We start from the raw sequence: 13,141 nt of genomic DNA on the forward strand, positions 1-13,141 counted from the left end.
GAGGAAATAGAACTTCTAAAATAATAATACCTCTAATAATCGAAGCCTCATTTATAGATGGGAGGGGTACTATGAATATAACAGAATTTGTTGCTGCATTAATTGATGATATGATTTGGCCAATTGTTATACTACTGGCTATACTATTATTTAGAAAGCAAATAGGTTTTATACTAATGAATCTCACCAAATTTTCTTTCAACAATATAGAGTTGGATTTTGGGAAAAAACTAGAACATTTAGAAAAGAATTTAAATAACTCTAACCTAATTGCGAACAAACTTTTTGAACTTGATAGTATGGATGGTGAAATTCTCAGAATTGCAAAAGAATCACCAGGCGAGTCGATTTCAATGATTTGGGGAATGGTAGAAAACGAACTACAAACTACAGTACACCGACTGAGTATCAACCAGTTAAATGATGAAGTAACATTTTCACATAAAGACATTCGCCTATTAAAAGAAAATAACCTAATAGATGGAGAAATATTTACAACTTTTAATGAACTTCGAAACATGGAAATCCAGCTATCAAAAGGACAATTTATAAAAAAAGAACCAACATATACTGATGCTTTAAAATACTACGACCTTTCAAATAAAATCATAATCATCTTTAACGATGTAAATATTACGGTACTTTTGTCAGAAGAGTAAAAATAGATTAGTAGAATTCCTCCTTGTTAAAATATAAAAAAGCGCTGAAATTCAGCGCTTTTTTATATGCGAGGAAAAGTTAATTCATTCAATTTGAGTAGAGCTGATATATCTTTGATCACCTTTTAGCGTAAAACCAATCTTTACTTTAAATAATTCTCTATAATTCAAAGGATAGTAAACTACTTAGTATACTCGCGCTCAACTTTGCAAATCTTTACGCTGTAGTTTTGATACCAATCGTTTATCCCTTTTTGCTGGGCAACTTGATGTGCTTGATTCTTTTTCCAATTGCTGATTGCCTCTAAGCTATCCCAATAGGAAATAGTAATACCGTAGCCTGAAGTATCACGAACACTTTCTACTCCTAGGAAACCAGGCTGTTGGCTAGCTAGTTGATCCATTTTTTCTGCCATAATACCATAGCCGTTATCACCTTCAGTTCGTTGGCTCGAAAAAATAACTGCATAATGCGAATCCTTTGATTCATGAACCATGCTCATAAGCCTCCCTCACACATAAAATTCTATTATCTATTAGATTATACTATTGAGAATTTAAAAGAGGAATAAATACAGAAATACTTATAACTCATTTAATACCTATGACACAGCATCATAAACACCTACATACACTATTCGAAAAGGAGATTTTCGCCTAATGAATAGTAATTGTCCCTTAAGTATTGTGACGAAAAAATATTTGAGAGCGTACTATAAGATCTTGGATACGATGATAAAAGATATGACTAGTGTAACGCTTACGAAGAGTATTTCAGATAATTTTATTATGCAGATGATCCCACATCACAGAGCAGCAATCGAAATGTCTAAGAACATTTTGCGGTACACTACAAATCTTGAATTACAAAGTATTGCTACGAATATTATTTCTGAACAAACAAAAAGTATCGCGAATATGCAAGCTATACAGAATAAGTGTAGTAACATAATTAACACAGATTATGAAAATTATTACTATATGAATGGATTTAAAGCAATTACAGATATCATGTTTAGCGAAATGTGTTCAGCCCAAATTACAAACGATGTAAACGCAAACTTTGTTAGAGAAATGATTCCACATCATGAAGGTGCCGTCCGAATGTCCAATAACGTGCTTATGTTTAATATTTGTCCAGAACTGAAACCAATTCTTTATGATATCATCAGTTCGCAATGTAAAGGCATTCAACAAATGCAACAACTGCTTTGGCATCTTGATAGATGTTGAAATTATATAAAGAGTAAATGACAGCGCCATTCCATAAAGGTTATGGCGTTTTGTACATAGTTTTATAAACGAAAAGGTAATTGTCCATAAAAGTAACCACATTAGGTGTATTAATCAATTGAATAAGGACAACTTCCTAATTATTTATATACGAATATTTTACAATATTGAACGAAGAAAGGAGGGATGGGAAGATGTTCTATTATGATCCATATGGCAATAAAGTCGCAATCAATACCTTTTTGAATCCAGTTCAACTTACAAGATATGTAGGATTTATGGTGGATATCCAGATGAACAACGGACAACTGTATTGTAATGTTCGATTGGATTCTGTTAGTGAATGGGGAAATGAAATGACAAATCCTAATTTTGGCGGAGTACAGATTACAAGATTTGTTAACGGCATTCCACAACAACTACCCCTACATTCAAGAGATATACAAACCATTACCCAAGCCGGTCAGCTATGCCAAAACACACAACCTCCTTTTCCGCCACGACCGCCAAATCCTCCGAGACCTCCAAGGCCACCAAGACCGCCATGGTGTAGATTCGCACCCCCGGGATTCCCAGGTTGTTAGGAAATTGAATAACATACTAAAAAAACAGGATTTATATGCAAATATAAGCCTGTTTTTTTGAAATCAAACTAATAAACAGACAAGTAATTTATTATTACATTGACTATTGATATAACATTGCTCTAAGAGTAAAAAAATTAGAGTCTATTCTTGATGTAACAGGAAATCGACTTTTTTTATATGGTAAAATACAGTAATTGCAGTACCGAGGGTAGGGTTAATGAAAGCACAAAGTCCATAAAAATAAATTATTCACATATTGATTTAAAGAAAAAACAAGTTACTGGGACAGTGCAAAATAAAACATGACTGTATTGGTTGATGTTCAATCCAATACATGTAAGGTAGTGTTAAAGATATTTTGCCGTTAACGAAAGATAAAAAGTATGAACAAATGACTGATAGTGAGTATATAGAGCACATAAAATACAAGGCACATTTTTTTTGTAAAACAATATAAGTGACTTTAATAAGTAAAATCAGGTATTGATACAATCTTTACCATCTGAAAAGGTTTAATATTAAACTATATTATGAAGTAGACAGGAGGGAGAAAATTGACTGAAAAACATTGTCCTTTATGTGGTGAGGAAAACAAATGCATGGCAGGAATAGAAAGTCAAAATACGTGCTGGTGTTATATAGAGAACTTTCCTAAAGGCATTTTTGATTTAGTTCCGCAAGAGAGTAAGGGAAGACAATGTATTTGTAAAAACTGTGTAGATACATATAGAGAAGAAAATGAAAAGACAAAATAAGATTTCAACTTTGTAAAATATGAAGGTGTAATCTAAATACAGAAGGAGGAATCAATTTGGATAAAGCGATTGTGAAAAGATATGAAAAACGAATCGTAATATTAATAGTTATACTGTTTATTAGTGTTTTGATTTATCCCATTGATAAGGGTTATGCATGCTCATGTTCTCAGCCTAATCCTCCAAAAGAAGCTTTAAAGGGTAGTTCGGCAGCTTTCTCAGGTAAAGTTATCAACATAGTTGATAGGAACAAAAATAATGAAATACAATCTTCTGCAGATCCAATCGCTATTCTATTTGACGTAGATAAATCCTGGAAAGGTGTTGACCAAACACAAATCACTGTTTAAACAGAAAGGAGTTCAGCCAGTTGCGGCTATGGATTTCCTTTAAATGAAAAATATTTGGTATTTGCATATAAGGGCGATGGAGAATTAAGAGTTAACGCTTGTTCAAGAACTGCGCCTTTATCGGGAGCTAAAGGGGATATTCAGGCTTTAGGTAAAGGTGAGACACTGGCTGAACAGGTAACTTTAGGCATAGAAAGCATTGTGGGGCAAGAAAAGTCACCTTCTGAAAGCGCAAAAAATAATACACAAATATATATTGCATTCATAATGTTAGTACTTTTATTGACTGTAACAATCATTAGAAGTCGTAGAAAAAAATAACTAAAAATTTGATTAAGAAATAGGTGCTTTGAATGCAAAAGAAAAGTCGATTCCTTCATTTGATAGGAATTCGACATTTTTTATTTTTCATAATTTTGTTTAATTTGATTGGCAAATCCATAATTTTCGCTTTCGATAGTTGACTTAAGTAATCGGTGTATCAAATTTGAGCAAGATCAACAATTTTTCGGATAACCGGTTCAACTTCAGTGGAGTCTTTAATGACAAATAAATGGTCTGCCTCACCTTCAATCGGTGCGACTACATCATTTTGATTCGTTTCATTGTGCTGTCGAGTAAGCACTTCAGCAAAAGATGATGCGGTTCTTAATATGGAAGTATCACGCTGACTTTTCGCAACACGATCTTTAAGAACATGTACAGGAATATCAAAACTCACTAGAATACTCGTAAACCCTTTGCTATGAAATTGTTCGAGTAGCTTCAAGCGTCCTTTTAGATTACGATTTGAGTTGCATAAAATAAGATGGCAATTCGTTTCAGTAACAGCATAATTAACAATGGTTTGTGTCAGAGCGTATTTAATTGTATTCTTTCCTTGTTTCGGTAAAAGTGTTTGGTAATTCATTTGAAGGAATTCAGCATGCTTATCTTGATCAATAACAACAGAGTTAAACATCTGATTTTCTAAAGCTTTTGCAAATGTAGTTTTACCGCTATGGGTTTTACCAACAGTCATAATTACAAATCTATTCATAAACATAACTCCAATCTAGAAAAATCTAGGTAATCTGTTCTTTAATTGAAAATTGATATATTAATTGTACAGTAAAAAATGTAAAATATATAACAAATATTGGGTTTAATGAGGTTTTTAAAAATAAAGAAAAAGGTGGAGTAACTAGATGATGAATGAAAGATTTCCTATAGGAGAATTCGTTTGTATGGAACACATTTCAACAAAAGAAATAAAGTCTTGGGTAAATGAAATTCGTACGTTACCAATGAGATTAATAGAAGTAGTCAATCATTTAAGTGACGTAGAACTAGAGTATACATATAGAGAAGGTAGTTGGACTATTAGACAAATTATCCACCACATTGCAGATAGTCATATGAATGCTTATATCCGTTTTAAATTAGCACTAACAGAAGAAAGTCCAACAATTAAACCGTATGCTGAAGAGAAATGGGCGGAGTTGTCAGATTCAAAATTACCCATTGACACTTCTTTGAAAATCATTGAATCCTTACATGATCGTTGGGTTTATTTAATTGAAAATTTAACTGATGAACAATTAAAAAGGACATTTATCCATCCTGACTCTGGTGTTGTTTCGATAGAGAAAAATATTGGTATTTATGCATGGCATGGTAATCATCACTTAGCTCATATAAAAAATGCTTTAAAGGAATGAAAATTAGTTTTACCTGAAAGATAAAGAAACCATTTTGAACAATTGTTTTCAAAATGGTTTCTTTTTGTTTGTAGTAAAATAAGGTGCAGTTGTTTATTTATTATCAAACTTTAAACCAAACCTACATGGTGACTGAAAAGTAGGTTATATATGCTATTCAATTCATTTTCCTCAGTAATCGTCTCTAGGCATTCACCTATATCTCTTCTTTCGCATACCTTACATCTATAGAAAAACTTCCAGTTAGAGAGGGGATTTTTTTGGTGAGCGGAAAAGCGTTACATTATTTTTTTGGAGGAAATACGGCAAGAGGTTTCTTTAGTCTATATGATTCTAATTTTGCGGGATTAGAGAAGATCTTCATATTAAAAGGTGGTCCAGGGACTGGTAAATCGACTTTAATGAAGAATATTGCGAATGACTGGCAGGAAAAAGGCTATGATGTAGAATTCATCCATTGTGCTTCCGATTCAGATTCTATTGATGGTGTCATTTTCCCAGCATTAAAGATAGGGATTGTTGATGGAACCGAGCCGCATGTCATAGAACCTAAAGCTCCTGGTGCTATTGAGGAGTATGTGAATCTAGGGAATGCGTGGAATTCACAACAACTTGGCACCAAAAAGGATGACATTATTCAATTGATGAAGGAAAAAGAGGAAGCGTATGGGAAAGCTTATCATACTTATGCAGAGGCGTTAGCCGTTCATGATGAATGGGAAGCAATATATATTGCCAATATGGATTTTGAAAAGTTAAATGTGTTGACTGAGGAGATAAAAGCAACATTTTTTGGGGAAATTCATTTGAATAAGGAAGCAGATGTCCGACATCGCTTTTTAGGAGCAGCTACGCCAATAGGTGCTGTAGATTATGTTCCAAATCTAACTGAGAACATTCGTAAGCGTTACTTTTTAAAGGGTAGACCTGGTTCAGGAAAATCAACTCTTCTGAAGAAATTAGCTTCTACAGCTGAAGACAGAGGCTTAGATGTTGAGATCTATCACTGCGGATTTGATCCAAATAGCTTGGATATGGTCATCCTTAGAGAACTAGGAATCGCGATTTTTGACAGTACAGCACCTCACGAATATTTTCCATCTCGTGAAGGCGACGAAATAATTGATTTATATAATGTTGCCGTTTTCCCAAGAACGGATGAAATTTATGAAGAGCAAATATTGGGGATTTCCACTCGATATCGAAATAAAATGAACGAGGGCACAGCATGTTTAGCTGAAGCAAAAAAATCACATGATAAGTTAGAAGCGATATATTACGAAGCCGTCGATTTCTCCATTGTAGAAAGTATACAAAAAGAAATTGAAAACACAATAGCTGAGCTAGTAAAAGGCTCAACTGTAAATGAGTTTAGTTAACGTATTTTAAGAAAGATATACTCTATTGGTAGAAATCCTAATTCAGATCTGATATGTATCTATGTTAATAGTGTATAAGTTTTTAATGTAAAAAAATATATAATATTAAGTTACTGGAGAAATTCAGTAACTTTTTTTATAGGCTATTCAAATTTTAAAAAAGTATAGATTATTAATCCAATGAGAATTTAAACATAATATAGTAGCTTACTTTTAAACCGTAAAACAACTTACATAATTGGTTAAATAGAAAAAAGGAGACTACAACTTTTAAGGTTGGCTTGCTGCACAACCAAATTAAAAATAGTCTCCCTATAAATACATGTACAATTTTTATGCGTATTTAGATAGCATTTCACAAAGTATATTTCAAATATACGGAGCAACGTTATTTTTCAATAGTCTCCTTAGATGATTTTCTTTGTGATTTTAACTTTCTAATTTCCACTTTAATATTCTGTATCGAATGCTCTGTTAATGCTACTTTTCCATCTTTCTGAAGCTTTTTCCAGGCTTTGAAATCTTTACGGTATAGGTACTCAGATAATCGATAGATATCTGTATTATGATTTAGTGCTTCTTCATATGTGCCTCTTATTTCTTTTTCTACTTCTTTAATTACCTCTCTTCGAATTTCATCAGACGATACATCTCCATGAAATTCACTAACAGTTACGTTCATTTTTATATCAACATCAAATTTCACATCATTCTTTCTAACAATTGGTTTTACTTTCACTTTTAATTTATCAACAACTACAGTGAATTCTACTGAATCATTAGAATCTATTTGGACTGTTACTTCTCCACGTTTAGTTTCTTTTGTCATCCACTGTAATCCACGTATTTTGTCTGCAGGCAGATACCCTTTAAATTCTTTTGGAGAGAGTAATCCTACTCCAGATAAAGAAATGGTATTGGTTTCTTTTTGTTCCGTTTCCCAATGTTTATTGACAGAAATAAATGGTATAGCCATTTCGTGATTTGGTTCGTTTAGTCCAATAATTAGCTCGCGGAAATTGATGGGTTTAATAAATGATTCTTGTTCATATGAATTTTCTGGGTCACCCAACTTAGACAATATAAGAGCTTTGTTGATAATTGGTGTGGCTAACAGTAAATCCTGAATAGAATCATTAGTACCGTACATCCAGATTTGATATCGGGTTTCTCTATAACGAAGGAAATTATCGATAATAGGATTTGCTCTCCCATCTTTTAATGCTTCCTCTGAGAAAATGATAAACGAAAAGAATCCCCAAAAAACTTTTTGATCGATGGAATGATATAACTTGAAAATGGCTTCATCAATAGTTTTCCCTTTAGCATTACCTACTTCTGACTGTACTGGGTTAGTAACAGGTTGTTCGGTTTTTGCAGTATTGGTAAAATCAATAATTTGAGCATATACTTCGTATTCACCATCTTTGAAATCCACTCCAACACCATGAATATAAAGCATCCTTTCAGGTTCATCTACATCCCAACAGCCTGAAAGTAGGGCAGAGAGTATTACTGCAATAATCAATATTCTCTTATTCATTTTTATCCTCTTTTGTCCGTGTTTTATCTAGAGGATCTAACATATTTGGACGCTTATTATAATTTTTTGGAGGAAGTCTAAATATTGATTTTTTAATTGTTGACCAACTTAAATCTGCGGAGATATTCATGTATGGCACTCCGAATGTTCGAATATTTGATAAGTAAAAAAGTGTAAAGTAAAGTGACATGAAAAAACCAAATAACCCTAAAAATGCAGTAACTACTATAAAGCAAATACGTAAAACACTTACTGCAGTAACAAGGGACTGGTTGATTAGTGTAAATGTTGCAATCGTTGAAATGGCTATAATGACAATCATTGCTGGACTTGTTACTCCTGCTCGAATTGCTGCATCTCCAATAATTAATCCACCAACAACACTAATAGTTCCACCAATGGCAGAGGGAAGGCGTAAGCCCGCTTCTCTGAACAATTCAAACATAAGGAGCATGAGGAGCATTTCAATCGCAGAAGGAAGTGGTAGCCCGGTATTCAATTGTACAATCGTCGCTAGTAATTGTAGTGGTAATTGATCTTGATGAAAAGTAGTTAATGCGAGCCAAAATGCCGGAAGAAGCAATCCAATTAATATGCTAAATACTCGTAGAACTCTCTCAAATGAACTGAAAATGATTGTATTTTCATTATCCTCACCAGATTTTAAGAGTAAAAATAAATTCACTGGTGTGATGACTGCATATGCTACTCCATCCACCATTATAATAAAACGACCTCTGACAAGGGATTGAATCGCATGATCTGGCCTTCCTGTATAATCTGTCCGTGGAAAGAGCATCCCGCTTTTAATAATGCGCTCCATTAGGAGATCTCCACTAAAAATAATATCTGTATCGACGGTATTTAACTCTTTTTTGATTTCGCTTAATATTTCTTTATTGGCAATATCATCAAAGTAGAGAATGGCTACGGATGTTTTTGAACGTTCCCCCAATTCTAATTTCTCTACGCATAATGAATTTGTAGGTAATCGCTTTCTTATTAAGGCAATATTAACTGAAATATCTTCAATGAAGTTATCTCTTGGGCCTTTGATAACCATTTCCATTCGGGTTTCTTCAGGATTTCGATTAGGTTTTTTAGCAATATTACTTGAATATAGAAGAAGCTCGTCCTCAAAAAAAAGAAGTAAGTGTCCAGAGAATACGAGTGAAATTGCATCTTCTTTATCTTCAACTTTTAATAAATCAGGAAGTATTAATTCAGTTTTCACGGCTTCATCCAAAGTTTGATCTATGTTGTTAGATAGCAATTCTTGAACTCTTTGGACAATAACTTCATTTAATAGCTGTTGATCTATCATTGCATCACAAGTAATGAAGTGCACTGTATGTTGATTGAATGTATACGATTGAAAATGAACATCCGCAGACTTTTGAAATAACTGCCTCAAGGTATTTATATCAATTGGCTTTTTAGCTGATGTCATCATCCTTCACTACTTTCTGGAAAATTATTTTATTTGGGCCTTTTTAGCTGCTCTTCCTGAAAAGAAAGCTATAATACCAAGGAAAAGAGATAGTATTAAAAAGAAAAGAAAAGTAACAGTCAATAAATAATGCCCTTTAATTTCAAGAAACTTACTGTCACTCATTAGGAATAATGATAAAGAAAAAAAGAAGAAAGCAGGGGCTAGCGTTAACCAAATACGCTTTTTCTTCCCGTTCATATTGAAAATATCTACAACAACATATAGGAGTAATCCTACTCTTATAAATGCACCTGTAAGCCATTGATAAATTGAAAGAAAATCAAGATGTTCAATAAAACGACCAATTGAAATGAGTCCCCACTCTTCATAAGCAGGGTAAGTTTGTTTGGCAGCTTCAGTTGGTCCAAATTCAATGATTGCTCCAACGAGTGGCCCTAATGTTAATCCCATTAAAATAAATAGCATAATCGTGAAATGGTACCACCGAATTTTTCCTTTAATTTGATGTTGAAGAAATAAGAACAACACTAGCTCTATAAATCCGGAGGCTGGATATACCATTCCTTTGAAAACTGGTTGTAAGCCGTGTTCAAAAAAAGGACGCAATAATTGGGGGTCTTTAACTTGGATGTTTGTAAATGCTACAAAAAAGCCGAAAATAACTACTCCGAAAAGTACCATCACATTTATCATTGCAATGGTCTGTAAGTTTGATGTGACAAGTAAGATACAAAGAATTGTATAAATTATCAACATAATTAACATAGGAGTTTTAGGTAAAAAGGTAGTTGTAATCCATTGCAAAGTTTCTCTCATTGTAAAAGCAGCCATTATTATGAGGTAAATAGCAATAATATATAGCACTATAGAAGAGCCAACTTTGCCTATCTTACTTTTTAACCAATCTTTAATCGGCTCTTGTTTTGATTTTTTATGAATATAAACTAAGAGAAATAGCCAAGGAAAAAGTGCTACTGTGGCTAATAGGATAGAAGCCCATCCATCTCTCTCAGCAACTTTTAATAATGACGGAATAATAGTTACATGATTTTTTAAACCGATGACGGTCATCGACAAGAATATGACGTGCAATATACTAATTGTACCGATGTTCTTCACATTACACCCTCTAACATCTATTGGTAGCTATTAGTTTTGCCAATAATGGGGAAGTTTATAAGGACTATAAAGCAAAAAAATAGAACCACTTGAATTATGTAGATTCAAGTGGTTTTAGCTGTTTGAAAATTTTATTAGGAACTTAAAGGCTCTTCGAGAGAATACAATAATTTTTCTATTTTATTTTCGCTGGCTTGGACCCATCTACTTTTATCTTCGATATGACCATCTTTATCCAAGGGCTTTTGAAATTGACTAATCCCAGCTACGGTAGCTAATGCATTTTCATCACGGTCTAATCCAATATTGACAACATGTTTAATGACATAAGGCGAACCGAATGCTATTAAAGCTTCATAGTGATCTAATTCGCCCTCTAATACTATAAAAGGAAGCCTTAAATATATCGTCTCTCCAGCGTCGCGCCATAAAATGCTATCAAATTGTCCTTGATCATACTCAAAATTCGAGGAAAAGTCACAACCATATTCTTCGAAAATATCTCGAATATATCCAAAATGAGTTTTTCTCCCTTCAATAGGGGATTGTAGTCTTATCATTCATATTCCCTCCAGTTAAAAAAGATTATAACTATTCTTTACAAAATAAAGAATCTCATACAAAAAAGTAACGGAAGTTGAAAAAAGATAAGTTATCTAATTGAAATAGAAGACTTAAGATATATTCGAAAAAACATGAAATTATTAATTATAGATACGTGTATTGTCTCTAATATTTTAGTTCAATAATCATAAAAGAGTTTATTTTTAAATAAATAATCATAGGTATTTCTTTTTGGGACAACATAAAGTAAGAAAAAATCTCAAGAGGTGATGATCATGATTATTGAAAGGTCGTCTAAGTGGGAAGAAGACTTCATAAACAAGCTAGAGAGTAAGGGTGAATGGGATAGTTGGAAACTCTACAATATGAGTTACGACGTAGTGAAAACAAACCTTATTACTGAATTTTCTGGTCTCCAATCTCCTAAATATTTACCTAACCTAACACCCCTAACTCATCAATTAGAAGCAGCTGAAACAGTTATCGAGAGGATGAATGGAAAAGCGATACTTGCAGACGAAGTAGGTCTTGGTAAAACGATAGAAGCGGGTCTCATACTGAAAGAATATTTAATACGAGGGCTTGTCAAAAAAGCATTAATATTAGCTCCAGCTTCTCTTATCAATCAATGGGTAGAAGAATTAAATTATAAATTTTATATTCCTGGAATAGCATATAAAAAAAATGTACAGTTAGATCAATACGATATAGTAGTCATGAGCATGGATACGGCTAAAAAGAGTCCTCATCGAGAGGCGATATACGCTCAAGATTATGACATGATTATTATTGATGAGGCACACAAACTAAAAAATCATAAAACAAAAATCTATGAGTTTGTCCAAAGTTTAAAGAAAAAGTTTTGTTTATTATTAACTGCTACGCCAATTCAAAATGATGTGTTTGAATTGTTTTATCTTATTTCATTATTAAAGCCTGGCCATCTAGGTAATTACGAAATGTTTCAATCTTCATTTTCAGCAAGCAAACATGATTTAGAGCACGATGAGTATTTAAGAGAATTAGTTAACCAGGTGATGGTAAGAAATAGAAGGCAGGATACAGGGATTGAATGGACAAATCGACAAGTGCAGATTATCCCGATTCAATTTACAGACGAGGAAAGAGAAGTTTACAATTTGATTTTGGATTTAAAAGATGTTTCATCTGCGTTTTCGGGCGCCTTTTCAATGATTACTTTGCAAAAGGAAATGTGTAGTAGCAAGGAAGCTACTTACTTAACCTTAAATAATATGCGTCAAAATTGTGGTGACCAAGAAGAGGAAGATCACGTTGAAGAAGTCATTCAAAAACTAATGGCATTGGAAGTAAATTCGAAAGCGGAGAAGACTTATGAGATTATTTCCAAGACAACTGACAAGGTTATTATTTTTACCGAATATCGAGCAAGCCAGGCTTATTTGCAGTGGTATTTGAATTCAAAAGGTATTACAAGTGTTCTTTTTAATGGGAAATTCAAGAAAAGTAAACGGGATTACATGAAGCACTTATTCAAGGAACATGCACAAGTCCTCATTGCAACGGAAGCAGGAGGAGAAGGGATAAACCTGCAATTCTGTCATCATGTCATAAACTATGATTTACCTTGGAACCCGATGAAATTAGAGCAACGAATTGGCCGTGTCCATCGTTTAGGACAAGAACATGACGTTCAAATTTATAATCTAGTGACAGACAACACCATTGAAAAAGATATACTGGACATGCTTTACGTTAAAATTGATGTCTTTGAAAAAGTAGTCGGGGAATTAGATGACATTTTATCTGCATTATAAAAG

14 protein-coding genes are annotated in these 13,141 nt (G+C 33.2%); 8 read left to right on the forward strand and 6 right to left on the reverse strand.

Annotation, left to right across the window (positions count from 1 at the left end):
* Positions 1-71: 71 nt before the first annotated feature.
* Positions 72-659 carry a hypothetical protein gene (locus tag MHH85_RS05260; RefSeq protein ID WP_340706162.1) on the forward strand — a complete coding sequence of 196 codons (588 nt, stop codon included), beginning with the start codon at positions 72-74 and terminating at the stop codon, positions 657-659.
* A gap of 182 nt (positions 660-841) precedes the next feature.
* Here the strand turns inward: MHH85_RS05260 and MHH85_RS05265 are convergent, their stop codons facing one another.
* The gene (locus MHH85_RS05265) at positions 842-1,156 is read right to left on the reverse strand and encodes an antibiotic biosynthesis monooxygenase family protein (RefSeq protein ID WP_403982706.1); all 315 of its coding nucleotides are present in this window, start codon (positions 1,154-1,156) and stop codon (positions 842-844) included.
* Positions 1,157-1,319: 163 nt separating this feature from the next.
* On the opposite strand from MHH85_RS05265, the gene MHH85_RS05270 reads away from it, so the two are divergent.
* The 4 genes from MHH85_RS05270 (at position 1,320) to MHH85_RS05285 (ending at position 3,905) form a co-directional block, all read left to right on the forward strand.
* Positions 1,320-1,892 (forward strand): DUF305 domain-containing protein, encoded by a 573-nt coding sequence (locus tag MHH85_RS05270; RefSeq protein ID WP_340706164.1) that lies wholly within the window; start codon positions 1,320-1,322, stop codon positions 1,890-1,892.
* Between the two features lie 1,141 nt (positions 1,893-3,033).
* On the forward strand, positions 3,034-3,234 hold the full coding sequence (locus MHH85_RS05275; protein WP_340706165.1) for a cysteine-rich CWC family protein: 201 nt from the start codon (positions 3,034-3,036) through the stop codon (positions 3,232-3,234).
* A 56-nt stretch (positions 3,235-3,290) separates the two neighbouring features.
* A complete protein-coding gene (locus MHH85_RS05280; protein WP_340706166.1) occupies positions 3,291-3,584 on the forward strand; it encodes a hypothetical protein in 294 nt (97 codons plus the stop codon).
* Positions 3,585-3,638: 54 nt separating this feature from the next.
* Positions 3,639-3,905 (forward strand): hypothetical protein, encoded by a 267-nt coding sequence (locus tag MHH85_RS05285; RefSeq protein ID WP_340706167.1) that lies wholly within the window; start codon positions 3,639-3,641, stop codon positions 3,903-3,905.
* A gap of 160 nt (positions 3,906-4,065) precedes the next feature.
* Here the strand turns inward: MHH85_RS05285 and MHH85_RS05290 are convergent, their stop codons facing one another.
* Entirely contained in the window at positions 4,066-4,623 is a 558-nt protein-coding gene (locus MHH85_RS05290) for an AAA family ATPase (protein WP_340706168.1), read from the reverse strand.
* A 148-nt stretch (positions 4,624-4,771) separates the two neighbouring features.
* Between MHH85_RS05290 and MHH85_RS05295 the strand changes: the two genes are divergently transcribed.
* Positions 4,772-5,284, forward strand: a complete 513-nt coding sequence (locus tag MHH85_RS05295) for a YfiT family bacillithiol transferase (protein ID WP_340706169.1) — start codon at positions 4,772-4,774, stop codon at positions 5,282-5,284.
* Positions 5,285-5,547: 263 nt separating this feature from the next.
* Positions 5,548-6,663, forward strand: coding sequence for a PRK06851 family protein (locus MHH85_RS05300; RefSeq protein ID WP_340706170.1), 1,116 nt, complete (start codon positions 5,548-5,550; stop codon positions 6,661-6,663).
* 388 nt (positions 6,664-7,051) lie between these two features.
* On the opposite strand, the gene MHH85_RS05305 is transcribed toward MHH85_RS05300, so the two are convergent.
* The 4 genes from MHH85_RS05305 to MHH85_RS05320 all read right to left on the reverse strand — a co-directional run bounded on the left by MHH85_RS05305 (position 7,052) and on the right by MHH85_RS05320 (position 11,338).
* Entirely contained in the window at positions 7,052-8,206 is a 1,155-nt protein-coding gene (locus tag MHH85_RS05305; RefSeq protein ID WP_193740316.1) for a Ger(x)C family spore germination protein, read from the reverse strand.
* Entirely contained in the window at positions 8,199-9,656 is a 1,458-nt protein-coding gene (locus tag MHH85_RS05310; protein WP_340706171.1) for a spore germination protein, read from the reverse strand. Before MHH85_RS05310 ends, MHH85_RS05305 begins: the two co-directional genes overlap by 8 nt.
* A 24-nt stretch (positions 9,657-9,680) precedes the next feature.
* The gene (locus MHH85_RS05315) at positions 9,681-10,778 is read right to left on the reverse strand and encodes an endospore germination permease (RefSeq protein WP_340706172.1); all 1,098 of its coding nucleotides are present in this window, start codon (positions 10,776-10,778) and stop codon (positions 9,681-9,683) included.
* A gap of 134 nt (positions 10,779-10,912) precedes the next feature.
* Positions 10,913-11,338 carry a YugN family protein gene (locus tag MHH85_RS05320; RefSeq protein ID WP_053416175.1) on the reverse strand — a complete coding sequence of 142 codons (426 nt, stop codon included), beginning with the start codon at positions 11,336-11,338 and terminating at the stop codon, positions 10,913-10,915.
* A gap of 279 nt (positions 11,339-11,617) precedes the next feature.
* Between MHH85_RS05320 and MHH85_RS05325 the strand changes: the two genes are divergently transcribed.
* On the forward strand, positions 11,618-13,138 hold the full coding sequence (locus MHH85_RS05325; protein ID WP_340706173.1) for a DEAD/DEAH box helicase: 1,521 nt from the start codon (positions 11,618-11,620) through the stop codon (positions 13,136-13,138).
* Positions 13,139-13,141: the final 3 nt, after the last annotated feature.

The organism is Viridibacillus sp. FSL E2-0187, assembly GCF_038006425.1.
GTDB lineage: Bacteria > Bacillota > Bacilli > Bacillales_A > Planococcaceae > Viridibacillus > Viridibacillus arvi.